The organism is Paenibacillus gallinarum, assembly GCF_014836635.1.
GTDB lineage: Bacteria > Bacillota > Bacilli > Paenibacillales > Paenibacillaceae > Paenibacillus > Paenibacillus gallinarum.
The window spans coordinates 169,630-194,674 of sequence record NZ_JACSQL010000002.1 but is presented as its reverse complement, the minus strand read 5'-3'; the positions used below and the strand labels follow the sequence as shown (position 1 = coordinate 194,674).

General features: G+C 42.6%; 19 protein-coding genes and 1 pseudogene. 2 read left to right on the top strand and 18 right to left on the bottom strand.

From position 1 onward, the window contains the following. Positions 1-201: 201 nt before the first annotated feature. The 4 genes from lepA to gpr form a co-directional block, all read right to left on the bottom strand. Positions 202-2,016 carry a translation elongation factor 4 gene (gene lepA / locus H9647_RS05785; protein ID WP_191798818.1) on the bottom strand — a complete coding sequence of 605 codons (1,815 nt, stop codon included), beginning with the start codon at positions 2,014-2,016 and terminating at the stop codon, positions 202-204. Between the two features lie 124 nt (positions 2,017-2,140). Beyond that, entirely contained in the window at positions 2,141-2,500 is a 360-nt protein-coding gene (locus tag H9647_RS05780; protein ID WP_191798817.1) for a hypothetical protein, read from the bottom strand. A gap of 29 nt (positions 2,501-2,529) precedes the next feature. Beyond that, positions 2,530-3,816 (bottom strand): stage II sporulation protein P, encoded by a 1,287-nt coding sequence (gene spoIIP, locus H9647_RS05775; protein WP_191798816.1) that lies wholly within the window; start codon positions 3,814-3,816, stop codon positions 2,530-2,532. A gap of 209 nt (positions 3,817-4,025) precedes the next feature. Continuing rightward, positions 4,026-5,027: a GPR endopeptidase gene (gpr, locus tag H9647_RS05770; RefSeq protein ID WP_191798815.1), complete on the bottom strand. Its 1,002-nt coding sequence runs from the start codon at positions 5,025-5,027 to the stop codon at positions 4,026-4,028. 198 nt (positions 5,028-5,225) lie between these two features. Here gpr and rpsT point away from each other — a divergent pair, with 198 nt between their 5' ends. Continuing rightward, a complete protein-coding gene (gene rpsT / locus H9647_RS05765; protein ID WP_160034046.1) occupies positions 5,226-5,495 on the top strand; it encodes a 30S ribosomal protein S20 in 270 nt (89 codons plus the stop codon). Between the two features lie 240 nt (positions 5,496-5,735). On the opposite strand, the gene holA is transcribed toward rpsT, so the two are convergent. The 13 genes from holA to H9647_RS05700 all read right to left on the bottom strand — a co-directional run bounded on the left by holA (position 5,736) and on the right by H9647_RS05700 (position 23,331). Then, positions 5,736-6,758 carry a DNA polymerase III subunit delta gene (gene holA / locus H9647_RS05760; RefSeq protein ID WP_191798814.1) on the bottom strand — a complete coding sequence of 341 codons (1,023 nt, stop codon included), beginning with the start codon at positions 6,756-6,758 and terminating at the stop codon, positions 5,736-5,738. A 305-nt stretch (positions 6,759-7,063) separates the two neighbouring features. After that, complete coding sequence (locus H9647_RS05755; RefSeq protein WP_191798813.1) at positions 7,064-8,422, bottom strand: zf-HC2 domain-containing protein; 1,359 nt, start codon at positions 8,420-8,422, stop codon at positions 7,064-7,066. Next, the gene (locus tag H9647_RS05750) at positions 8,423-8,968 is read right to left on the bottom strand and encodes an RNA polymerase sigma factor (RefSeq protein WP_191798812.1); all 546 of its coding nucleotides are present in this window, start codon (positions 8,966-8,968) and stop codon (positions 8,423-8,425) included. It lies immediately after the preceding gene. Between the two features lie 562 nt (positions 8,969-9,530). Then, positions 9,531-10,235 (bottom strand): DUF1961 family protein, encoded by a 705-nt coding sequence (locus H9647_RS05745; protein ID WP_191798811.1) that lies wholly within the window; start codon positions 10,233-10,235, stop codon positions 9,531-9,533. A gap of 40 nt (positions 10,236-10,275) precedes the next feature. After that, entirely contained in the window at positions 10,276-12,867 is a 2,592-nt protein-coding gene (locus H9647_RS05740; RefSeq protein ID WP_225229111.1) for an exo-rhamnogalacturonan lyase family protein, read from the bottom strand. Between the two features lie 49 nt (positions 12,868-12,916). Next, the gene (locus tag H9647_RS05735) at positions 12,917-13,774 is read right to left on the bottom strand and encodes a carbohydrate ABC transporter permease (RefSeq protein WP_191798810.1); all 858 of its coding nucleotides are present in this window, start codon (positions 13,772-13,774) and stop codon (positions 12,917-12,919) included. A 15-nt stretch (positions 13,775-13,789) separates the two neighbouring features. Then, positions 13,790-14,701, bottom strand: coding sequence for an ABC transporter permease (locus tag H9647_RS05730; RefSeq protein WP_225229157.1), 912 nt, complete (start codon positions 14,699-14,701; stop codon positions 13,790-13,792). A gap of 128 nt (positions 14,702-14,829) precedes the next feature. Then, a complete protein-coding gene (locus tag H9647_RS05725) occupies positions 14,830-16,437 on the bottom strand; it encodes an extracellular solute-binding protein (protein WP_191798808.1) in 1,608 nt (535 codons plus the stop codon). Between the two features lie 36 nt (positions 16,438-16,473). Beyond that, positions 16,474-18,417, bottom strand: a complete 1,944-nt coding sequence (locus tag H9647_RS05720) for a polysaccharide lyase family protein (RefSeq protein WP_191798807.1) — start codon at positions 18,415-18,417, stop codon at positions 16,474-16,476. A gap of 101 nt (positions 18,418-18,518) precedes the next feature. After that, a complete protein-coding gene (locus tag H9647_RS05715; protein WP_191798806.1) occupies positions 18,519-19,430 on the bottom strand; it encodes an AraC family transcriptional regulator in 912 nt (303 codons plus the stop codon). Between the two features lie 726 nt (positions 19,431-20,156). Continuing rightward, entirely contained in the window at positions 20,157-20,753 is a 597-nt protein-coding gene (locus H9647_RS05710) for a TetR/AcrR family transcriptional regulator (protein ID WP_191798805.1), read from the bottom strand. Positions 20,754-21,213: 460 nt separating this feature from the next. After that, positions 21,214-22,572 (bottom strand): amidohydrolase family protein, encoded by a 1,359-nt coding sequence (locus H9647_RS05705; protein ID WP_191798804.1) that lies wholly within the window; start codon positions 22,570-22,572, stop codon positions 21,214-21,216. Between the two features lie 414 nt (positions 22,573-22,986). Further along, on the bottom strand, positions 22,987-23,331 hold the full coding sequence (locus H9647_RS05700) for a DoxX family protein (protein ID WP_191798803.1): 345 nt from the start codon (positions 23,329-23,331) through the stop codon (positions 22,987-22,989). Positions 23,332-23,842: 511 nt separating this feature from the next. Between H9647_RS05700 and H9647_RS26290 the strand changes: the two are divergent. Next, positions 23,843-23,940 (top strand): annotated as a pseudogene (locus H9647_RS26290) (IS3 family transposase); the annotation flags it as partial. A gap of 62 nt (positions 23,941-24,002) precedes the next feature. On the opposite strand, the gene H9647_RS05695 reads toward H9647_RS26290, so the two are convergent. Then, the gene (locus H9647_RS05695) at positions 24,003-25,004 is read right to left on the bottom strand and encodes a helix-turn-helix transcriptional regulator (RefSeq protein WP_191798802.1); all 1,002 of its coding nucleotides are present in this window, start codon (positions 25,002-25,004) and stop codon (positions 24,003-24,005) included. Positions 25,005-25,045 lie beyond the last annotated feature (41 nt).

The window sequence follows — 25,045 nt, the reverse complement described above, 5'->3', positions numbered from 1 at the left end:
GGAAAGCCAGAATGGCTTTCCTTTTCGAATGCTTAACATGAAAAGAGAACTAAATTCTTAAATATTCATTCATCTTTTATGCACACTCTTCGTGGTGCACTAAATGAATCAATCGTTCAATCAACCATTCATGCACACTTTTCGTGATGCACCAAATGGTTGATTGTAGTTTGAAAAATGTCGTCTTAAAAAATTTGATGATTAATCATCAATTTTTAAGACTGCCATAAACGCTTCCTGCGGAACCTCAACATTACCAACCTGCTTCATCCGCTTTTTACCTTCTTTTTGCTTCTCAAGCAGTTTCCGTTTACGTGAGATGTCACCGCCGTAACATTTTGACAGCACGTTTTTACGCATCGCCTTAATCGTCTCCCGCGCTACTACTTTCGTACCTACGGAAGCCTGAATTGGCACCTCAAACATTTGACGTGGAATAAGTCCGCGCAGCTTCTCACAAATGATCCGGCCGCGTTGATATGCACGTTCACGGTGAACGATAAAGGACAGAGCATCAACTTGCTCTCCGTTCAGCAAAATATCCATCTTCACTAGGTTCGACACGCGATACCCGCAAACTTCGTAATCGTAGGACGCATATCCCTTTGTGCTTGATTTCAACTGATCAAAGAAATCATATACAATTTCCGCAAGCGGAATCTCATACGTAATCGTTACACGGTTTGCATCGAGATACTCCATGTTGACGTATTCCCCACGTTTGTTCTGACAAAGTTCCATAACCGTACCTACATAATCATTCGGTACAATAATATCTGCCTTTACATATGGTTCCTCGACATGATCAATTCGTCCAATTTCCGGATAATTGGATGGGTTATCAATCTCGATCACTTCACCATTCGTCAGCTTAATACGGTAAATAACGCTTGGTGCTGTCGTAATGAGTGGAATGTTGAATTCTCGTTCAATCCGCTCCTGAATAACATCCATATGAAGCAGTCCCAAAAATCCACAACGGAAACCAAATCCAAGTGCGCTGGATGTTTCCGGTTCAAAGCTGAGGGATGCATCATTAAGTTGCAGCTTCTCTAATGCTTCACGTAGATCATTATAGTCCGATGTCTCAATTGGGTAGAGACCGCAGTATACCATCGGATTGATTTTACGATATCCTGGCAATGGTTCTGGTGCAGGGTTCTTCGCGTCCGTAATCGTATCCCCGACACGCGTATCCCCAACATGCTTAATTCCTGCTACAACAAAACCTACATCTCCAACGTTCAGCTCGTCCACAATTGTCATACGCGGCATAAATGAACCAACTTCAATGACTTCAAAAGTCTTATTCGTTGCCATCATCTTGATCTTCGAACCCGCTTTAATCTTCCCGTCCACGACGCGAATATATACGATAACCCCTTTATAAGGATCATAGTGCGAGTCGAAAATAAGTGCCTTCAGTGGTTTGTCTGTATCACCAGTAGGTGCGGGAACTCCCTTAACAACTTGCTCGAGAATCTCCTTGATCCCAATTCCTGCTTTCGCAGAAGCGAGGACCGCTTCACTTGTGTCCAAACCAATTACTTCTTCAATCTCCTGTTTAACCCTCTCAGGGTCTGCACTTGGAAGATCAATCTTGTTAATAACCGGAAGGATCTCAAGGTTATTATCAAGTGCCAAATACACATTTGCCAGCGTCTGAGCTTCAATGCCCTGAGCCGCATCCACAACAAGTAATGCTCCTTCACAAGCAGCAAGACTTCTCGATACCTCATACGTAAAATCGACGTGTCCTGGTGTATCAATCAGGTTAAGAAGATATTCTTCACCGTCATCCGCTTTGTAAGTAAGTCGCACTGCTTGCAGTTTAATGGTAATTCCGCGTTCCCGTTCCAGATCCATCTGGTCAAGTACCTGCTCCTGCATTTCACGCGAAGTAAGTGCACCCGTGTACTCCAGAATACGGTCAGCCAAAGTAGATTTACCATGGTCTATATGTGCAATAATACTAAAGTTTCTAATTTTTCGTTGTCTTGCTTGAATGTCTGTCATGCCTTACCCCCACAAACAGCCTAATGTCAATCATCTCATTATAGCAGTAAGCGGTACAGCCTTCAATAAGAGGAGAGCCAAAGTTGTTCTTATCAGGAAAATCTCCTGTTTTTTCCACGATTATCTAATCCGTTACACCGTTAAATAGCGAAACCACCCAGCGAATCCCGCTTTGGGAAGCTTGCTGCAAGAGTCCGGCCGTCTTCTCGGCAAATCGATCGACTGCTGGTTCTTTTCCCGGCTCGGTCACGAGTACCTCTCTCGGGGTAATGATCTGTGGTCTAGTCTGTACTATTACCGGTTCTTCCTCTAATAATACAGTTTCCTGCTGCATTGCTGGCCTTGTTAAATCCCCGGCTGACGGCAATTCTGTCCCTCGCTTATCCAGGGTACCAAGACCTGATCCTGCGATCTGCATTCCAAGCAGTATTCCAAATATGATAAGTACCATAAACATGAATAATCTTTTTGCAAAAGAGGTCATTCTCTTTCCTCCGTCCATGAATTCGTGGTCTAGCCCTTATTTGAACTGCTCGGATTCTGATCCGTGCTTGCTTTATCAATCTTCTGATCTTCCATATATACTTCTGCGATAATGTCTGCTAGCGCTTCTGATGTACGTTTAAGCTCTGCATCGGTATTATCAATACCGCCAATCTCAATCAAAATACTGTTCTCGGACAAGGACTGGTTATATTCACCGTTGTTTCCTCCTCCGCCATTCTTACCCCATACCCCTCTTGAAAGGCCTGGGTACAATTTTTCCATTTTTTTATGAATTTTCGCTGCATAAGCTTCGTTTTTTTCCCAATTGGGATTATCATGACCGATGATGAAAAAGACTTTGGCATAGCTCTTTCCGTTGATCGTTGCTGTTGATTTATCGTGCCGAGAAGAATCCCGGTGAATATCGATGAGATACGTAAGATCATCGTTCGCGGCCATTGCTGATTTAACTGTTTCTCTTGAATATTTATAAGAATAATTCCAGTTATAATCTTTTTTTGTAGTTACATAATCTTCTGTCTCATGGACAACACCAATCCCTTGTGACTCCAGAGCTTTCGCAAGATAACTTCCTGGCAGGAACACATTTGCACTTGCTTTCGGGGAGGAAGGGTTGTTGCTCTTCGTTCCCAGCAGTGGATTATAAGCTTCATGCGGGTGAGTATGATAGATGAGAACCGTTTTCTTTTTTGCTTCGGCAGGGCTCTGATTTTCCGTAACCTTACCTGGTACTTCTGTGCCAGGATTGGTGTTACTAGGAGCCGGTGACTCACCTGGATCAGGATTAGGTTCAGGATCAGGTTCTGCTTGGCCTGGTGTTTCCCCGCTTGACTCAGCAACGTACCCAGGATCAGGTTGATAGTCTTGCGGAGCCTCTGCCTTCTCGTTGCCTGATCCAATACGCAGCAGTACCGGTTCGTTAGTCCCCATACCTGGAACCTGACTTGCAATAAGGCTTTTTGGATTCAGTGGATCTACACCTGTTAGCATTTCAAACACAAAAGAAGTGATTTGCTCCCCCGTTATTTCGGATTGCTGCTTGCCCTGAGCAAGATGAGGTAGTTCCATTCCGAGCATATCCATGAAAATCCCGCTTGATATCGAGCCTGCAAAACCTTTCATAGACGATATGGAAGAGGTACTCAGTTTTCTCTCCGCCATCCCCCCAAGACCCAACACGACAAAAAATAAAGCGGAAACCATTATAAGTAGCATGAGTGCTTTCCCTGTTGCTAACATCTTAAGAACGCCAGCTCTCCATTTTGCCACATTCCATGTTTGTATTTTATTCACTTGAACTTGTCCACCTCCGTAAGCACTTCAGCCGAAAGTAACGTCTATGCTTTTCGTTATGAGCGTATGAGATTCAACCCATCGTTCTTGCAAATCTCTCATACTTCAAAACTATGAACCGGAGGAAACAAGTAGAACTAAAAATAATAGAAACAAAAAAGAAGACCGATAGATTCGGTCTTCTGATTCGGTCTTCTTGCCATCATTTGTTAGTGTGTATAAGAAGCTACGTTACTAAGATCTACGGCTTCATGAAGTGCCGCATTTAGTCCGCTTGCAATAATATTCGCGATATCTTCAATAAAATCATCGATCTCTTTTGGTGTGACAATCAGATCATGTCCAAGCGGCTCAAGCACCTCTTTTACTAGACCCAGTCGCTCCTGTTCACTTATATCATTAAGTACACCAAGAATTTGACTACCGGAGTTTGTTTCTTTGGCAAAATGAGCCTTCATTAGCTCGAACGTCGTATTCACGATAGTCGAAGCGTAACAAACCGTTGGTACACCAATGGCTATACATGGGACACCCAAAATTTCCTTTGTGATTCCTTTTCGTTTGTTACCAATTCCAGATCCGGGATGTATGCCAATGTCCGCCACCTGAATCGTCGTATTGATACGTTCAAGCGATCGGGAAGCAAGAGAGTCAATCGCGATGATCAGATCGGGTCTCGTTCGTTCCACGATTCCTTGCACCGTCTCGCTTGTCTCGATCCCGGTCAGGCCAAGCACCCCCGGAGCAATCGCACTTACATTTCGGTACCCTGGGGAAACCTGGTCTGGCATGAGTTCGAAATATTGACGAGTAACCATCGTATTTTCAACAACCAGCGGACCCAGTGAATCCGGGGTAACATTCCAGTTACCTAACCCAACAATCAGCACCTTAGCTGATTTTGATATTCCAATTTTCGCAATAAAATCTTCCATTTCTTTTGTGAAAGTAGCCGTTACTTTTTCCTGAAGTGTCGTATCTCCATTACGAAGTTTGGGAACTTCCAGTGTGACGTAGTGTCCAACGATACGTCCGATTCGATTCGAACCTTCTTCATTCAGTACATCTAGTCTGGTAACTTTGATATCTCCAAACTGCTCTACTTCTTCCTCTACGCCCGGAATGGGGGAACGATCATGCATTTGAGCCAGTTCTCTAGCTTCAACTGCTAAATCAGTACGTACTCCATATTTTTGCAAATCCAGTGTCATTTGGTTATGATCCTCCCTCAAAATACAGATATCTTGTAGTTTGTGACAACGGCCTTTAATTATTCAAATGTTTTTCCAATTTTGTTTTGTAGACTTGTCTTATGTTATCCTTGCTTTTTAAGGGGTCTCGTGCTAGAATATTTTAAGTTGTGAAAGGTTTGTATTTCATAAGTATTGCCTTAACAGGAGGTGAATGTAATGCCAAACATCAAATCCGCTGTAAAACGCGTGAAAACAAATGATAAACGTCGTGCTTTGAACGCTTCCCAGAAGTCTGCTCTTCGCACTTCCGTTAAAGCTGCTGACCAAGCTCTGGCTACTAACGAAGTTGAAACAGCTAAAGCTGCGATTCAAGCTGCTTCCAGAAGCCTGGACAAAGCTGTAACTAAAGGTCTTGTTCATAAAAATGCTGCAGCTCGTAAGAAATCCCGCTTGGCCAAAAAATTGAACGCTCTTACAAACGCGTAAGCAGCGCTTTCCATAACGACTAGGCAAAAAACCTGAACAGCTCTGCTGATCAGGTTTTTTTAGTTGTTTTAATAGTATATCCTCCATCATCGAGAAATATTTATTCTTTCTCTCCCCTTAAAGCTGTCCGAACCTGGCATAATCAACTAAAAAACAGCGCCGAAGAGACGCTGTTTCTATCTGTCTAGTATTTTTTCAAGCTGAAAAAAGTAGGGGTTGAATAGATACTATTCAGTCGACTTACGAATTGCTTCCAAGTCTCAGTAAAAATAACTCCAAGCCAAGCACTTTATCAATAGCTCCCGTTTTCATCTGATAATCAAGATCAGCAAGGGACTTCAAAATGAGGCGAAGCCGGTCTGCCGGGAATTTCTTTGACTGTTCGCCTGCTATTTTCACCGCATAGGGATGCAGCCCAAGTTGACTTGCAATTTGCTGTTGTGAATAGCTTTGTGCCCCCAGCTCTTTCACTTGCAAAATAATCCGGAATTGTCTTGAAATCAGGGCGGCAATTTTGATGGGTTCTTCTTTTTGCTTCAGGAGTTCATAGAAGATGTCCAGAGCCTTTCCTAATCTAAGATTCGCAATATCTTCGACCATGGCAAAAATATTTTGTTCCGTATTTCGAGCGACCAGATCCTCTACATTTAACTTAGACAAAGTTCCTCCCTCACCCGCATACAAACAAAGTTTGTCCACTTCGGCTGACAATGTCTGCAGGCTTGTACCTGCACGCTGAATGAGAGTCTCCGCTGCTTCCTGTCCCATCGTTACCTTACGGCTGGCTGCTTGCTTCACTAGCCAACTCGTCAGTTCTTCTCCATGCATCGGTCCAAAAGAGAGCACGGTCGCTTTACTTTTCGTCGTTTTCACGATTTTTTTACGTTCGTCCAGCTTCTCTCCCTGTACCAGGAAAACAAGAATGCTGTAATCGACAGGATTATCAAGATAGGTAATTAATGTCTCCATCTTGTGCTCTATTTTCGTATCTTTTCCCGCCGTAAATAAATTCTGATCCCGAACAAAGATTAACTTGCGGGGAACAAGAAAGGGAACCGTCTCTGCTTCTTCAATGATTTGTTCAATCGGGGTTTCTGCCGTATCATATGAAGCCATCGCAAAATCACGATGCTCTTCTTCTATAAGCTGTTCCTTAAGTACATCGGTAAACTGTTTAATACTGTATTTTTCAGTTCCGTACAACAAGTATACGCTAGCCGGCTCTCCCTTTCGAATCGCTTTAACGGCCGTCTTTACGTCCATTCACGTACACACCTCCATCCCTTCTATCCTATCAGAAATCCAAGAAACAACAAAGGGACCTGTTCTGCTAATTTCAAGCAGAACCAGGTCCCCATGTCTACGCATCTATATAAACGAAGGTCCGAAAAATGGCTCTAGATACCATTCGGCCCGCGGTCATACGACGCCTTTCTTAAAAACTCCGTATAAGGAGTTACCTTATACATATTCATATCAGGTGTTTATGGTGCCTGAATGATGACTCTATTTTCATGATGATTATCATTTTTGCTATTGTCTATTCGTATTAGATTATTATTCAGAAGCTACCTCTTGTTGTCGGTGGATTGTGTTTCAGTTTGCGAAGAAGGATTGGTGGTGCTCTTGTCTTCTATCTTTTCGTCTGTTTTTTGATCTTCCTTCGTAACGGCATAACTATGTTTCGTCGTTTTTCCGTCCAGTTCTACTTCATAATGATAGGTCAAACTATCATCTGACCAGCTACCTTTTACGAAAGTAGATTGAATCTCAATCTCTTGCAAAAGTGTTCTTTGGTCTTTCTTTGTCCCGTCCAGACGATACACACTCAATTTGCTGTCTTTATAACCTACCAAGTAAAGTCCATCGGGGGAAAGCCATTTCGGCGAGACCGAAGTAGCTAGACTCGGGAAATTTTCATCCAGCGAGAGCATACTTATGCTTGAAGTATCATCACTGCTGAGCGGCTCTTCACTCTCTGTGCTGGTAACACTTGTATCAGGAACCAGTACCTTATCTGTTTCTGTTGGAGTTTTTTGTGAAGCAGGATCTTGTTTAGGGTTATTTCCTTTGCTGTCCGTTTTTGGACTCTCATCTTTCTTGTTAGAAGTACCTGGAGAAACCGAATTGTTTGGTGAAGGTGCAGATTTATCATTATTTTTATCTAATGAAGAATTCGGTACTGTTCCCTTATCAGATGATGGAGCCTCTATTGGCGCAGCGGGTTCAGGAGAAACAGACTTGGATTTATCAGGATCAGAAGTGATTGACCTGGATCCATCCTGATTTACTGGCTCACTAGCGGGTGCCGGCTGCGCTGCGTCCACATTCGGATTTGCTTGCGAATTCGCTTCAGGAGTCATCTCAGCATTAGGTTGCTCTAGTCCCGGCTTCTCATCAACAGGTTGAGGAGAGATCATATTTTCTTCTTCCTGAACTCCCCCGCCACTTCCCGTTACTGTGCTCGGTCCGAGCTCATTTAAGCTGTAATTCTTATCAATCTCCGCCTGATTTAATTCTTGCGGCTGATGTTGATATACAGCAACACCAAGAACTACAGCTGCCGCTGCTGTACCCATAAGTATTCGTCCCAATCGGGTCTTCCTAAAACTTCTTGAAGCATTTCCTGTATGCACAGACAGAGGTATCATATTATCCTCTTTTTTCATTTCTTGAATGGTGCTGCCTTGCTCCTTACGACCTCGATCTATCTCATCAAGCTGTGGCATAATTCGATCTACCAAGCTGAACGGAGGAGATACATCCGGCAATTTTTCGAGATCGTGAGATAGTTTTTGAAGAATTTGAAACTTTTCAGAGCAGCTTTCGCATGTTTTTATATGTGCTAATAACTCTTCTTTCTCTTTATCATTCAGATCATGATCAATATATCGGTGCATACGCTCTACCACCTCTTGGCATCTCATCTACGTTACACCACCTTTCTGATACTCCTGTAATAGATTTTGCAATTGCTGTCTAGCCCTAAATAAATAAGATTTTACCGTATTCAGTGGCAGATCCAAACAATCTGCAATTTCGTTGTAAGAGAGTTCTTGCAAATACCTGAGTACAATAACCGTGCGATGATGCTCTGGAAGTTGGCTGATCGCCTCTTGTACATCTTGTGAAACGTAAGTAAGCATCACTTCATGTTCTACATCTTGACGACCCTCAAATATCATCTCATGTTCATCAATCGAAACCGTAGGCTTTGTTCTTCTGAATTTATCTATACAAATATTTGTTACTATACGCTGTACCCACGTTTTAAACTGTGCTTTTTCTTCGTACGAGTTGATCTTGGTATATATTCTGATAAGTGCTTCTTGTGCAGCGTCTAGTGCATCTTGTTCATTATTTAAAATATAATAAGCAGTTTTGTAGACGTGCTGTTCTATATCTCTCAATAGGGTAATTAAAGCGTCGCGATCGCCTGATTGAGCGGCTCTGATGAGTCCCTGCTCTACCACAAAGGATCCCCCTCTCCTTGTATCTTTACTGACGTGCCACAATATAAAATTGTTGCAACATTATGCCAAATTTATACGTTTTATTATCATGCTAAGGATCATATGTAATTTTAACCAAAAATAAGGTAATTGAAGTAAAAGCTTCCTATAGGATATCAAATATATAGGTCTTCGTCATTAAAATTCCCAGTTAACTATTTGTACTAATGGTTTTAAAAGGTATATAAAGCTAAATACTAGTTTATTCACTTAAGACACAAAAAAGCCGACTTCTTTTACAGAGAAAGAGAAACCAATGTAAAAGTGGGTCCGCGTGTAAGTATTTTCTTATTTCATTGTCTGACCATTCCTATGCAGCCGAGACTAGGATCGAATTCATAAAATTGAAATTAAAGAGAAAAATCTCCACTTTTTTATATCGGCATAATGCCGCTTAATTTGTAGAGGAAACAAATATTTTTTACAAAATAAAAAAAGCCTCCTGAGAAACAGAACTTCTCCGAGGCTTAAATCTATGAAAAGTAGATGATATTCACTTGAATCAATAGTGTAAGCAGTGAATTTAATGTTCGTTACTGCCCTCACGTAGGAGGCCATATACCTCCAAATTGCTATACTCCGCTATAAATGGTGCCATCTGCCGAAATCCGATTTTGCCGCCTCCTAGTAATGGACCGTAAGTAACGCCGTCGTCCTCCCACGTAAATATTGGCAGATCATTAACAGCAAATGTGATCTTGGAACCCTGTTTAACCACAAGCATCCGGTACGGCCCATCACTGTCAAGCACGGAAGGAATAGGGTCGGCACCTTGTGCAACGAGGTGGAATCCATAGCTTTTACGCAAATTGCACGTATGAAATCTACGTTCCTCCTGCCACATTCTACGAAAATAACTAACATGCAAAGCGTTCATTGCACCATGATGGTACTGATCGTATTCGCCAGTTCGTACAGGAAGGGAAGGATCAAATAGATCTTTGTCTCCTTCGCCCGAAGCAGAGAAAAACAAAATGGCAAGTCCCGGCTCCCGAATCGGCCAAAAATCCCAAGCCACTGCTACATCGGCCGGAAACTCTTTCTCACACCAGAATACCAGGTTCGCCTTTTGCCCTTCTTTGTGGTCCCTTACGCTCTCCAGTCTCATTCGTTTCATTGGAAAGGTAACAGCTCCTTCACCTTCCATCCGAAATGATTTCACTTCTTCAGGGGATGCCAGGCGATTCTCATAAATGAGGCTCCATTCCTTTGGAATTAATACGCTCATCTTATTCCCTCACTCCTTAAGCACTGTATGATCTTCCTTTTCAGGTTCGGGGTATCTCCGGTAAATGCTCCGCTATAAGGGCTAGACTAATTATCGTGTTGAGTGACCACTGAGCGGCTTCGTTCGTGTTAATCCAATCGATTTCTTCAAGCGGCCCAACATGCACAACCTGCACTGCTTCCTCCTGCAATTGAACACGAGTATAGGAGTTGTCCAGCAAAATGGACCATGCATGCTCAGCGGTGGACCTGTCCTGCTTGTAGTACGCGCCAAAAGCAGCCATCGCAATGCTAAGTACGGGATGTGCAAAACGATTCGTACTAACCTCACCAAAGGTGATGGTATCTTTCTGTTCCTGTGACATGTTGTAGTAGACGCCGAATTCAGCCATCATTTGTTCCCACATCGGATCTTTCAGCAAGTCAGCCAATTCGAACCATACCTGCGGTGCTCCCATACAAATCATCAAATGGCGACCCCAATTGTCGTCGCCCATCGGTGTTAAACGGGCCGTGTTCGGATCGTATCCATAAGTAGGTCCAGAGATCAGACCGTACCTTGCTGCTTTGATGCTATCAATGCCAGTAAGGATTTTGTCTCGATAAGCGGTATCCTCATAACGCTCCCATCTCGTCATCCAGTTGGAACTGAATGCTGCCCAATCCGGGCCCACCCGGATATGTGTTGGATGCTCGTCCTTCGGAAAATAAGCACGCATTGGGTCGAGATGGACCGTTGTATAATCTGAATCCTTAACTTCGTCCATGATATCACCAATCCGTTCATCAGCCGTCAAATAATAGTAATACCGGTGGAGTCCCGCCATCCCAATGCGTGCTTCCTTGCAGCCACATCCCCAGTGGACCACGTTATGACGAGAACCAAGACCTGCATACTCTCCAAAATGATAAACATCGACCTCGCTTGTATGCCTAGTCATCGCTTCGGCGAGACGAAACAGATCTTCTCTTCCGGAACGTAGAAAGAGAACCCACAACCACATATTCGGCACAAGCTCCGTATTCTGCCAGGCACAACCTCCCAGATCGTAATTCCATACATGGCGGACAGGATCGTAGCTGTGCATGAAATCCCCATAATCCCAAAAGCCATACCAGCCCCGTTGCTGAACTTCCCGCTGATAGAATGCCGCAACACCATCCAGTTGATCCTCCAAATAAGCTTTTGAAGGGGAGCTTCGATCAGGAAGACTCCATATACCGAAAGCACGCACTTCATGCAAATAGGCAGGCTCACATACAAGCAGCGAAGGAGATTGAAGTTCAGCTGTCATCTTTTCCAGCAGTTCTGTCCCGGGTGTTTTGGAAACGCACCACAACATCAACTCACTCGTATTACCAATCCCATAAGGAGTTGCTCTTAGCTCTTCAGCTCCTTCATAGGAAGATTCAACATGTGTTTCCGTATCATAATGACGCAGATCCATAGCAGGTGCATCTGGTGACCAAAACCAAACGGTAAAAGAAGCCTGATCCCGTGACGTATGAGTAAGTTCCAGTCCTGCCGGGCACTTTTGCCAAAAATTCCGCAGGCCTGCTACAATTCCACCGCCTTCACTCCCAATAAAGCCGAGTCCACCGGAATGCCGCCCGTCTACTGCCTTTAGCCAGCAACACTCCTCTTTTGTCCGCTTCGAGATCCTATAATGTTCGGCACTGTCTTGCACGAGCTTAAAATCATCCCATGTAGCAGAGTCATGCAGTAAGCCTATAAAATAAGCATCCTCTTCAGGATGAAAATACACATTTTCACCCTTCGTTTGTTTTTCAAACAGCTCACGATATTTCCCTTGGGTACGCCTTGTATGCAGCGTCTTAGGTGATTCGCTGAAATAACCGCTGTCGCCCGCAAACCGGACATGGCGGTTATATAACGGTCCTCTCATCGGAACGGAAAAAGCAATACCGACTCCTTTGATGTAGTCTTCATTGGGATCTCCATCATAGAGCAATGTATGGACGATACGAATCGTTTCCTGCCCAGCATAGAAATAAAGACGAATGGTAAAGGGCAGCCATTCAAGATCTCCTGACGTGCTGCGATGCTTGCCATCTAGTTTGACGACAGCCCGGATGGGACCATCCTGTTCCACGACGGTTTTACTGATAATGCTATGAAACTTCTCTTCACGAACAACCCTCACGCCTGCGGCTTCCGATGATATCAATTCCTTGATGCAGACTAGCTCCCCATGACTGCACAGTTCAATCCCGCTGCGGATAATGGACTGAATCAGAGTGGAACCTTGTCTAGCAACCTCGCATTTGATGATCCCCGTATCAATGACGAAGGAAGTATCCGTCTCTTCCACGGTAATCTTATGAGCTGATTCAGTAGTCTCGCCCTTGGCAATCGTATAGCTGCTGCTACCTTCCGTGTCACAGCCGGTTCCCACTACAGCTGCATGTGCAGTCCATTTGACGCTGCGATCCGGCCAATAGGCCGTTGCCCAGCTTTGCACCGGCACCTCGATCCCTTTGCTATCCCGGAGCGATATTGGCTCTTCCCGGGTAAGCTCGCCTTCCCTCCATGGAATTCCCCATGTCACGCCGACCGGCATCTTCGCCGGCTCCTTCAGCCAACGAAGACTAACGGGTTTTTGTAAATTCAATCATGCTCGCCTCCTTTCTCTCTCTATTTAATTCACTATTCTAGTTCAACTATCCTTTTACAGAGCCTACCATAGCCCCTTTGGCAAAGTGCTTCTGCAAAAACGGATAAACGATAATAATAGGAATGCTGGCAATCATAACCGAAGCCATCTTAAGCATCTGGCTCGGAGGAGGCTGCACATAACCGCTAGTACTGCCAAGATCCGTATAGTTCCCGCTCAGCAGCATACTTTGCAGCAGCACCTGGATCGGCCATTTTGCCGAATCATTCAAATATATGAGTGCTAGAAAATATTGATTCCAGAATCCAACCGCATAAAATAACCCGAACGCCGCCAGCGCTGGCAACGACAACGGAATAATAATGTACAGCCAGGTGCGGATATCTCCGCAGCCGTCGATGAAAGAAGATTCCGCAAGTTCGTCCGGGATGCTGTCAAAAAAGTTTTTCATCAACAGCACATTCCATCCATTAGCAAGCGCCGGGATAATAAGTGCCCACAAACTGTCTATTAGATTGAGCTCGCGAATGAGCATATACTGCGGGATAATGCCTGGGCTAAATAATATAGTCAATAAAATAACTAGCATAATTGGCTTTCTTCCTACGAAATGTTTCTTCGACAGGGCATAAGCGAGAGAAGAGGATACAATCAGGGCGAGTACCGTACCGACCGCGGCTAAAAATATGCTATTTCCAATGGAACGAGCAAAGGCTGGCGTAGAAATCAAATAATGATAAGCATCGAAAGACCAGTCGGTCGGAAACAAGATAAGCTTCTGCTGCACATACTCAGCCGGATCGGTAACCGATACAACAGCTACATAATAAAACGGCAACAACATAAGCAGACCAACCAATCCCAACAATACACCGTTTGTGATACGAAATAGACGATCCCCCATCTAGGCACTCCTTTCCTAAAATACACCTTCTTCGCCAAATTTCTTTGCAATTCGGTTCGCGGCAACGACGAGGATTACGCCAACAACCGATTTGAACAACCCAGCTGCTGTACTGTAGCTAAACTGGCCCTGCTGGATTCCTGTACGATATACGTACGTATCGAACACCTCAGCCACTTCCGCTACAGCTCCGTTATACATAAGGAAGATTTGCTCGAAGCCTACATCCATCATGTCTCCAAGACGTAAAATGAACAAAATAACAATGACACCGCGAATGCCCGGCAGCGTTACATGCCACATTTTCCGAAAACGGCCTGCGCCGTCGATATTTGCTGCTTCATAGATTGCAGGGTTCACACTAGCCATTGCCGCGAGAAACACAATCGTTCCCCAACCCGCTTCCTTCCATATGGATTGCAGTGTAATGTTGATCCAGAACAGATCTGGATCAGTTAGAAAATCGATTCGCGGCCTGCCTGTAAGAACAAGCAATTCGTTGATCAGCCCATCCCCTTTTCCAAGCAACAAGAAAGTAAGTGCAGCAATAATAACCCAAGACAAGAAGTGCGGCAGGTATATGACTGTCTGTATCACTCGTTTGTACGCGATACTGCGCAGCTCATTTAGCATCAGTGACAGCAGTATCGGCAATGGAAAGAAGAAGACAAGACTGAGCATATTGATGGCAAGCGTGTTGCGGAACAGCTGCATGAAGTCATCTCGCGAGAAAAAATGTTCAAAATGTTTGAGCCCTACCCACGGACTGTTCCAAAACCCCGCGTAAGGAGAAAAATCCTGGAAGGAAATCAGAACACCCCACATCGGCATGATCTTAAATACAAAGAAAAATAATATTCCTGGAAGAGCGAGCAAATATAGCGAACGGCTGCGCCTAAACCTGCCTGAAAGCTTAGTCCACTTCATCAAGGAAAACTTTTGTTTGCGTTCTCCTGCTGCGCGCTCCTTCTGCGAGTTCTGTTTTCTATAAGCAAGACTGCGCGTATGTATCGGCTTCATCTCCATCCCCCTCCTGACTCATAAGAAAACTTGGGCTATTTGCCCAAGCGCGTCTTATAAGCCTCCGTCATTTCCTCTATCATTTTAATGACTTCTGGGTCTGTACTTGTCTCCTCTACAAAATCATCCCATGCGGAAATCGGTTCCTTGCCGAGAATAATTTTGCTTTTCAAGTCCTGAATTTTCTTGTCCAGCTCAGGCAGAAGCAAATCACCTGTCGGGGAATACAGCCCAATAGCAATATCTCCCACACTTGTTGCTACTCGATCCTGCTCCACCTTTTTGAAAAGTTCATTGGCTTTCTTTTCATCTGCGGTTGGAGCAGCCGTATCCCAATCTCCTTCAATAACATTGACGATCTGGTTAAAATCGCCGCCATTGTCCTTTTTCAGCTTTTCCTTGTCTACGACCTTCTTGCCATCCACCAACTGATAATGGACTCCCTCGATGCCGTGTTTTTGGATATCAAATACTTCTGGATTCATCCAAGTATCAACAAGCTTTAAAATGCGCTTCATTTTCGCTTCGGGTACCGTTTTGGGAATGGATAAAATGCCATTGAAACCAGAGCCTTTCGGATTATATCCGTTAATAGATGTTAATGGATAAAAGTCGGATATTTGGAAGTCTGGATCCACTTCTTTCAGCTGATCAGCGTATTGATGAACCGTACCCGCTTTATCAACCACGATGCCAGCTTTACCGCTGCGGAACAAGTCACGTGTATCATTCAGTTTCAGCGATAACAAATCCTCAGGAAGCAGCTTTTCTTGATATGCCTTCGCTAAATATTCGAGTGACTCACGTACCTCTGGCAGAAAAGCCGTATACTGCATCTCGTTTCCTTCCCACTTCCAATGCCCGTTTACTCCTGTGAAAGAATATTCCACTGTTCCAAGCACAGGACTGATATTGCCTGCATATCCAACATCACTTGCATTAATGTACGCAGCAAGTGCGACTGTGTCCTTTTGTCCATTGCCATCTGGATCTTGTTCTACGAAAGCTTTCATTACCTCATAGAGTTCTTCCGTCGTCGTCGGTAGCGGCAGCCCTACCTTGTCGAGCCAATCTTTGCGGATAATGAAGAAGGAATCGCCGGTTTCGGGACGCGGACGCGGTATGCCGTAGTTACCTCCATCTTCCATCTTGGTGAGTTCCCACGCCCCTTCTGGGATACCGTTACTAAGGTTTGGATAGTCCTTTATATATGGGGCAATATCCCATAGAGCGCCTTGCCTTGCCAATGACCTGAAGGTACTAGAAAATGGATTGTTAATCATCGTAAGTTCAGGAAGCTTACCAGAGGCTAGTGTAATGTTCAGCTTATCAGCATAAGCATTGTTCGATACCCACTGGATCGTAAGCTTGGAATTCGTCGCTTTCTCGATCGCAAGTTTAATGACATTGTCATCCGCGGCTGGCGGCGTATTTGGCGTAATAGACATGATGCTGACTTCCAGCGGAGATGTATCCTCTGCCGCTTCGCCGGTCTTTCCTTCTGCTTGTGTGGACGTATTCGTCTCCGTTTTGAGCACTTGGTTCGAGTTACCACAAGCAGCGGTAAGGAACAGTAGAAAAGCCGCTAAGGAAAGCTTTATTACAGAAAGCCATTTATGTTGATTAGTGAGTCTTTGGTTCATCGTTTATCCAATCCTCTCTTGTCCTCATTGGGGAATTTATTCGTTATGTTCATCAACTTCTAGACGAATGGCATCATACAAAATACTTGTATAAATATCTCCTGTCCGGTTGCCCTGCTCGTCATAAACATTTCGTGCATGCTGCAGGGTGATGACATTCTCCCCTTCTTGCAATAATGAAGCATCAAAGGTGATTTTGAATTCACGATAAAAACCATGAACTGCACTTCGGGGCATAGAGGAATCACTTTTCGGTCCCGGCAGGGGATCCAGATTAACAATCTCCGTACCGTTCAGCTTCGCGTTCAGTGAACCGTTGCGAGAGCCTGCAATTCCAAAAGTTAAAACTGCCGTACCTTCGTAGGACTGCTGCTCGTTGAATCGAATCTTCCATACAGCCGGTGAGGGATCAAACGCTGTCTTTAACTGAGCTGGTTCACCCGGTGTAGCATTAACAGGATGCGCATAATTCCAGTCTGTCTGCTCGTCGCTTTCTCCGATTACAAAATTAACGCCGTCAGGAAATTGAAGAGGATAGTTCAGCCAAGATCCCCACTGATGGTAGTCAGCACCGTTACGGAATTCGCCCGATGAACGGTCTGGCGTGCCGATCTGCCACAGCTGCTTGCCATGTGTTTCCGGATTCCATTCCAGCGTAGACAGCTTTGTCGTCTTGTTCTTTGCTACCGTCACTCCGTCTAACCGGTATTCTCCGAAATAACCATTAACAAAGGAATACAGCGTATAACTGCCTGCCCGCACATCCGAAAGCGTGAACTTGCCTTGCTTATCCGTGCGGACATAGTAATTGTAATTCAGGTTCTGGTCCTGAAAGTCAGGTGAGGGATCCGCTAAAATGACCCATGAATTTGCGGCAGCCTTTCCATTGACTTTTAACTTACCGGTTACTTCGCCGCGGCTCTTCGCATCATACAGCGGATTATCTAGCCAAGCGTAAGGCCATTTTTTAGATTCGATGGCTGCTTTCTTTTTGGCATCTTTCCATAAGCCGCTCAATCCGTCCCCTTCGTTAACGTATAAAAAAGAAGGGCCATATATTTTTTGCCATCCTGCATAAGGAATTACGTTAGAACGGCCATAATGAGATTCGTGCTCATGCCAAAGCAGAATAGGAGTCGTTTCGGTCTGATGCAACGAATTACGCTGAATAGTAGGTCCGCCATCTACAAAATCATTGCTCGGCCTAATAATAGACAAGCCTGTTTGATCGCCGTAAAGACCGCTAACATTAAGATCTCCGACATACTGGATATGGTTATATTTGGTGTACACCTCGCCATTTGGAAGCTTAACCGTAGCGTCCATAACCTCCTCGCCAGCAACCATCTCTTCCGGGGTAGGGAGCAGTCCTTGACGCTCATCGTCTACCGCATATTGCGTGAAAATATGGGGGTCTGCCCGAAAGGCATATCTACCTTGCCCAATCGATACGCCGCCCGGTACATCCTCGGGATACCCAACTACCGTATAGAAATAAAGTCCTGACTCACCTTTGGATAGAACAAAGTGAAGTTCCCAATCAAAAGGCAGTACCGCTGGATCAGATAACGTTAGCCCCACATCGATATGATCCTTATCCGATGCAGTCAGCTCGTACTGCAGTTCAGTAGTCGGACCGAACTTTTTGTTCACTCCGTTCACTGCATAATTTAAAATATAATAACCGCTGCCGCCATTACCAAGAAGGTTTGGACCTCCCTTATGTGTCAAAGACTGAACAACACCGCTGCTTTTATGAATGATTACGTTAACGATGCCATTGTCCAGCGTAAGAGTCTCCCCATTATCCGTTACCGTCGGTGATGCCTCGTGTTTGTTGGAATGCTTCTTGGTGTCCTGTTCATTCCCTGTCAGGGATTCGGCGAATGCCGGAAATAGCGGAGTACTCCAGAGTAATACTACGAGTGCGAGCACAGTTCCGGATCGCAACGCCTTTTGCCAAACCTTCTTTTTGTTCATATAAACTCCCTCCAAGTCATCTTTTGTTTGATATAAAAAAGCCTCACTCCCAATCAGCGTCCGGCGATCCGGTCCGAATCTGTATGGGACTGTTGTCTCTTCTATGATATTTTTCTCGTTTTAACCTGCTTGCGATATCCGCCCGGAGTTTGACCGAGCATTCGGTTGAATAATCGCGAGAAGAAAGAACTGTCCTTGAAGCCGACGGCTGTTGCAATATCCTCTATACTTAAATCCGTTTCTTTCAGCATCTGCTTGGCCCTTTCTATACGAATGGCATGAAGCAGTTCTGTTACGCTCTTGCCCATCTCCAGTTTTAAGACCCGGTGGATGTGGCGAGAACTTAGATTGAACCTGTGTGATAGGGTTGTAAGTGTCACCTTACTGCAGTAATGCAGTTCCAAGTATCCTTTAATTCGCTTGGCCAGCAACCAATGCCCTGATGTGCTTGCAACCTCTTCCTGCTCCGAGGTTTCACCTGTCCATACACGGTGGATACGCGAAAGCTTAATGAGCAGTTCTGTCAGCTTACTAAACAGAATGGTATCGGAGCCAGGTTCCCGAAGCTTCGCTTCCAGAACCATATCTTCCAACACCTTGAAAATGACCGATGACTGCTCGGCAGTTAGATTCATGGCGCGCGGAAAATTGGCAGACGATTTGAAGAAAGGAGCCAAGTAAGATAGATTGGCTAGTGAAGGGTCGGGATGCTGTTTGCGAAACAGCTCTTCGATCCGGTCTTTTAGGAAAATGCAGTTAATGATATCGATGCTAGCTCCTTCGCTCATGATGTATACATGACTCTCACCAGAGTGGATAACATAGAAATCACCCGATCGAATATCATATTGGGTCCCATCTATGCGATGCTTGCCTTCCCCTTGTACGACATACACCATTTCCACATATTCATGACAGTGTTCGTCGATCGTATTATCTGGTCCATGAGAGGAGGGATGCACCCCAATGCCCGCTCCGTTCTTCGCGCTGCCATTGAAAGTTTTGATTTCCATTCTGCCTGCCTCCTATATTGGTTACTTATAATACTAATTAAACTCATCGACTTGGTATGGATTTAATATATACTAATTTTTCCAGAATGAACATGTTCAATTCTGCCTGATTTCCGGTCTATTGTGCCATTTCCTTAAATCAAGTTCTTTTGGTAGTTACGAGCGTAAAATCAATTGTAGACTGTCAATTAAATCAGGAAATAAAATTTGTGAGTTAAAGTGATAAATTCCAAGAAATAAACTAAGTTTTAATTGAATATATAAAGCTTAGTGGAAGTCTCTCAAGGAGAAAGATTTGTTTCGGTATTATAAAAAAGCAAAAAAACGTGTGTTACCACACGTATTAGCCAAGAAGTTCACATGTGAATTTCTGTATTGTGATTGGTATGATCTGATTTTTCTGAGACAGCAAATATTAGATGACATTCACTTATCTAAACAGTGTCAGTAGTTATTTAATGTTCGTTACTGTCCTCACGTATGAGGCCATATACCTCTAAGTGTGTTGCGGAAAAGCTGCATGAAGTTATCTCGCGAGGAAAAATGTTGAAAATGTTTGAGCCCTACCCACGGACTGTTCCAAAACCCGGTGTAAGGCAGAAAATCCTGGAAATCCGAACCCCATAGATATACCTATTTGAGTAACCTATAGGGCTCAAATGAAATAGTTCTTGCTCTAGAGCCACTTACTAGTTGGATGTATGATAATTCCTATATACTTTATAATTAATTGGAAGAATGAATAATTATTCCTTTCATAGCTTGGTCTATCAATTCATTAATGAAATTTGTATCTATGCTTTCCTTGTAAACCATCAGTTTAAAATATATGGGTCCAAATAATAAATCTAAGACTATATCCATATTAATATTTGGCTGTAATAATCCCTTTTCAATGCCAACACTCAGAATCCTTTTTGCTTCCAATCTTCTGGGGTGCAAAAAGTGTAAATGAAATTCTTTAGAAATACTTTCATTTTCTATGATAATTAATAATAAAGCTCTTCCTATAGTACTATCAAGAATATGCGAAAGTTCTTGCATTTGTTGGCGCAGATTCTCTACTACTGATTGATCTGGATCAAACTCAAATTTTGATTGTGAGACTTCTAAAAACAAACTTAATAAAATCATCTCTTTATTTTTCCACCATCGATAGATCGTTGCTTTACTAACTCCTGCCTCTTTAGCAATTCCCTCAATAGTTAGATTTGTAAAACCTTTCGTTTCTAATAGGTCCTTTACTGAATTTAATATAGCTAATTTAGAGGACTCACTTCTAGGTCGCCCAACAAAACGTTTTTTTTCATTATTTGGTTCCATTTTTAAACTCCTAACATGTTTTAAATTTCCTGAAGTTGAAATCATGTAAATAATACATAGTCTATTCAGTTTCGCTTTTTACCATATATTTTTACAACCTCTGTTTCCTCAAGCTCTTCCAAATTCAAGATATACAGCTATTGTGATGCGTACCGGAAAGGTGCACTTTTATTTTTAATTTGATTGTATTATTTACTCTTTCCCCACTATACCTGAATTGATTATAAACGGGTTTTAACTAGATAGACATAGAAAAACCCCAAGTAAGGGAATGTTTATGGTTTCCATTACTTGGGGTCAGTTCAATTCAAAAAAATTAATGAATCATAGTAAAAAATAATTAAGCCTTCGCTAAATTTTAAATGTTTCCCTTGAACATAGAGTAGAAGATAAACACCTTAATTATTTAAATCCATCTCTTTTTCATAAATAGATAATTCTAATAAAAAGATTCGATTTCTTAGAGTGGCCATGCTCCTGTTGGTACACCGTTCTGAGAAAAAATATAGTCTCGGGAACTATTTGCTCGTTTACGTAGGTCCTCCAAGTCAATATTCAACATTTTCCCATTCCGTTTCACAGGTTTGCCCCCAATAAAGACGGAATCTACATTACTAGTATTAGCAGATACAACGGCTCCTATTGGGTCATTTATAGGGAACATATTTAAGTCAGTAGTGCGAATCATAATCAAATCTGCTTCCTTGCCAGGTGTCAACGTGCCCGTTTTATTTTCTAACCCTAAAGCACGAGCGCCATCGATTGTTGCAAACTCCAAAACATCTAGTGCAGATAATCCAAGTTTACCGGGCATCTTTCCTTTTGAATGCATTTCCAGATTCATTTTAGCACGTGTAGCTTGCAATGCGAATTTGATCTGAGCAAACATATCTCCACCAGTAGACGTAACAACATCCACTCCTAAAGCTGGTCTTCCTCCATTCTTAATGAATTGTGTAGTAGCAGGATCTCCATGGCCCATCATCATCTCAATTTCCGGTGTAGCAGAGATAGATGCTCCAGATTCGGCTACTAGTTTATACTCGTTTTCACTGAGGTAATTGGCATGGACAAAATTGAGATCTGGTCCTAACAATCCAGCTTGGCTTAATTTTTCAATGAATTTGGCATCTTTGCCCCATATTCCAATACCAATATGCATACTTGCTATACAATCCAATTCACGAGCCATTTGAATATCATGCTCAGTTGTTTCCCATGCGCTGAATTCCGGACCCCGAATGGCTAATCCCATTGTAATCAATTGATTATTAGAAGAAAAATATTGTTTTTTCACACGTCTAGCGTCTTCTGGATGCTTATCTAAGCTATTATGATCCCAAAACCCACCACTCCCTGGGACACCGTAAGCAAAGACACCTCTGATCCCTGAGTCTTGTAAGCCTCTAATCAATTCATCAGCATGATTAGGGGATTCAATTAATGAATAATCTACAATGGTTGTAACACCAGCATCAATTGCCTCAAGAGTCCCGATTAGATTTGCAATATAAGCATCTTCTGGACGCAGCTTACTTCCTATATTTCCAAAGTACATGTTTCCTAAATAAGTTTCAAGAGACCAATCAGATCCTACATTACGAACTAATGACTCCCAAGTATGACGATGAGTATCAATCAATCCCGGCATAATAATCATATTAGAGGCATCAATAATCTCACAATCCGATAGATTGATTTCTGGTTGAATGGCAATAATTTTACTACCTTCAATCAATATATCCGCTTGCTTAAAGTTCCCTAATTTTTTATCAAGAGTTAAAACACATCCATTTTTAATCAAAACTTTTTTATTCATAGTCTTATCTCCTTTTAATTCTGTATTTTAAAAACGGGTAATAATAACTGTCCGCTATAAATGTTAAAAGTTAGAAATACAAATTGCTTGGAATTAGTTTATATTCATTCGCCTCCTTTAGTACGGTAACTTTTTTCTGCTTATATAAAAGCAACCCCTAATTAATGGATAAAGATTAGTCAAACTACTACAAAACGAAACGTTTCGTTTTGTAATTTGATTATATTAGATAATATTTTAAATCACAAAACATTTGTTCTTTTATTTGGTAATTTACCCCAAAGGATCTTCGAGAAAAATATAATACCTGCCATTAATTAATTTTTCACGTCCTGCATTCTTCACAGCATAAAAAAACCAGTCATCATCCCGCGCAATGATGACTGGTTTGCTTAATAACCTAACGATTAAGAATTACAATCTCAATAAAAAGATGATAAATGAGAGTATAGCTATGGCAAAGGCAGGAATGGCAGAAGAAAGGGGCTCTTTAATCCTAAGATGTAATAATCCACCTACTATCAATGTTATTGTTAACCATATACCACCGAATAGTGCGAGTTTATGAGCCCAAATACCAACTATCATACAAATTGCCCCAATAAGCTGAACGAATCCAGTTACAAATCGAAACCAATTTGGTAATTTGAGATGTTGAAAGTTTTCCTTTGCCTTATCTGCACCAATGAGGGCTGATAACCCTAGAAAGGCAAACATAATCCCTAAAATTATTTGTAAGATTACCGATAAAATATTCATTTATTTATTCCCCATTCTTAATTGATTCTAATTAAAATCCCCTCAATAACTTGGTTAATTACTTGATTATGAAATTTTCATCGAGTGACTCTTTATACTAAATTGCTACCCCTTTTTCAATTCCAGTCTTCCAGATTTTTTGTGCCTTAAGTCTTCTTTCTGCCAAACATTTGTGATAAAATTCTTCATTGTTTATTGGTTTCATTTAGACATCTCCTTAATAAAGTAATTTCGATACGAACCGTTTTGTATTTAAATATATCGAAGATAGCACATTTTTACAAGTTAGTCTTTTGATTGTTGGATGACTTGTACTCTGTTTAAAAGAAGTAGGTATTCGTGTTGAAACATCAAATTGGAACAGTCCTTGCATTTGAAGACGGTGTAAATCCTCTCCATAATCCCCCTCAAAAAAATCCCTCGCCGTACCCGCCACTGCACATGTTACAATCGTGACAGGACCGACAGAAATTTACACAGAAGCAATCAATGTAGTAGAACTAAGACGAATGATGATTACATGGATTACTATAGCAACACAAGAGAGCAATGGACATTAAAAAAGATGACTCCGGCAGCATACCGAGTCATCTCATTGCCGCTGCTTAAAAAGCGGCACATCCTTTTTATAAAACAGTCTACTTTATAAAATTCAGTTCAGTTTTGGGAAATTAGGACTCATCATGGCCAGGCTTTGACTCTTCAGGATGAACACCGTCATGATTATAAAAATCAATAATAGATCTTGCCATCTGAATTACTTGTTCTTTTAGCTGGAGAGGCTGTATAACTCGAATCTGATTACCAAATCCTAAAATAAATGACTTTGCTTCCTCTTCGGTATCGAAGTTTAGCTTAACCGAAATCCATGATCCCTCTTGTTTCTTCAGATCTGCTATTTTTACAAACCGTCCTGTAAACTTGAGTCTTGCTAGAATATCAGGAGAAACTTCCACTTGAGCCTCATAACTCGGCAAACTACGAATGAATTGCTGTTTTGATTCTTGCCAGTAACTAGCTAACTGAAAACCATCTGGTCTTTCAAACGGCTCGTCTAGCTTTTCAGCAGAAATAACCCTGGATGCTCTATAGTTTCTTATTTCTCCTTCGGAAGCGGCAACTACATACCACGTATTCCCTTTGGCTACTAGACCCAAAGGTTCCACAATGCGTGTAACCAATGTTCCATCAGCCCGTTCATATTCGATCTTTATTTTATGTTGATCCCATACCGCTTGATGCAGTAACTCAAACACTTGAATCACTTCAATAGAGGGACGCCAGGCAGTAGAATCAATATGCAGCCGATTCGTAACATCTTTCACCTCACTGTGAAGATTCTTTGGAATGCTGGCGATAAGTTTTTCCCTGGCTTCTGTCCAGTCTTGTAAATAGCCGAGATCCTTTAGAAGCTGCTGAGAAGGAGATAGAAATAGAGACATGATTTCTTCTTTTTTCAATCCCGTAAGACGAGTTCGATAATTCTCCATCAGCTGCCAGCCTCCATACTTTCCTCGCCTAGCTACAACAGGAATCCCTGCCACACTTAAAGCTTCCATATCCCGATGTATTGTCCGTTCTGTCACTTCCAATTGTTGAGCCAATTCCTTCGTAGTCAATCTCTCTTGGCTCTGTAATAACAAAAGAATTCGAATCAATCGATCTGCCCGCAAAGTATATCACCCTTACTTTTTATATAAAAGAAATGATCTCT

What these genes read in the sequence shown, in the direction of transcription:
- H9647_RS05780 (WP_191798817.1), bottom strand. Translation starts at nt 2,500, where the DNA reads ATGACCTCTTTTGCAAAAAGATTATTCATGTTTATGGTACTTATCATA.
- H9647_RS05710 (WP_191798805.1), bottom strand. Translation starts at nt 20,753, where the DNA reads ATGGAACCAAATAATGAAAAAAAACGTTTTGTTGGGCGACCTAGAAGT.
- lepA (WP_191798818.1), bottom strand. Translation starts at nt 2,016, where the DNA reads ATGACAGACATTCAAGCAAGACAACGAAAAATTAGAAACTTTAGTATT.
- H9647_RS05725 (WP_191798808.1), bottom strand. Translation starts at nt 16,437, where the DNA reads ATGAACCAAAGACTCACTAATCAACATAAATGGCTTTCTGTAATAAAG.
- H9647_RS05730 (WP_225229157.1), bottom strand. Translation starts at nt 14,701, where the DNA reads ATGAAGTGGACTAAGCTTTCAGGCAGGTTTAGGCGCAGCCGTTCGCTA.
- H9647_RS05700 (WP_191798803.1), bottom strand. Translation starts at nt 23,331, where the DNA reads ATGAATATTTTATCGGTAATCTTACAAATAATTTTAGGGATTATGTTT.
- H9647_RS05715 (WP_191798806.1), bottom strand. Translation starts at nt 19,430, where the DNA reads ATGGAAATCAAAACTTTCAATGGCAGCGCGAAGAACGGAGCGGGCATT.
- H9647_RS05755 (WP_191798813.1), bottom strand. Translation starts at nt 8,422, where the DNA reads ATGAGATGCCAAGAGGTGGTAGAGCGTATGCACCGATATATTGATCAT.
- H9647_RS05745 (WP_191798811.1), bottom strand. Translation starts at nt 10,235, where the DNA reads ATGAGCGTATTAATTCCAAAGGAATGGAGCCTCATTTATGAGAATCGC.
- rpsT (WP_160034046.1), top strand. Translation starts at nt 5,226, where the DNA reads ATGCCAAACATCAAATCCGCTGTAAAACGCGTGAAAACAAATGATAAA.
- gpr (WP_191798815.1), bottom strand. Translation starts at nt 5,027, where the DNA reads ATGACACTGGATTTGCAAAAATATGGAGTACGTACTGATTTAGCAGTT.
- H9647_RS05705 (WP_191798804.1), bottom strand. Translation starts at nt 22,572, where the DNA reads ATGAATAAAAAAGTTTTGATTAAAAATGGATGTGTTTTAACTCTTGAT.
- holA (WP_191798814.1), bottom strand. Translation starts at nt 6,758, where the DNA reads ATGGACGTAAAGACGGCCGTTAAAGCGATTCGAAAGGGAGAGCCGGCT.
- H9647_RS05735 (WP_191798810.1), bottom strand. Translation starts at nt 13,774, where the DNA reads ATGGGGGATCGTCTATTTCGTATCACAAACGGTGTATTGTTGGGATTG.
- H9647_RS05720 (WP_191798807.1), bottom strand. Translation starts at nt 18,417, where the DNA reads ATGAACAAAAAGAAGGTTTGGCAAAAGGCGTTGCGATCCGGAACTGTG.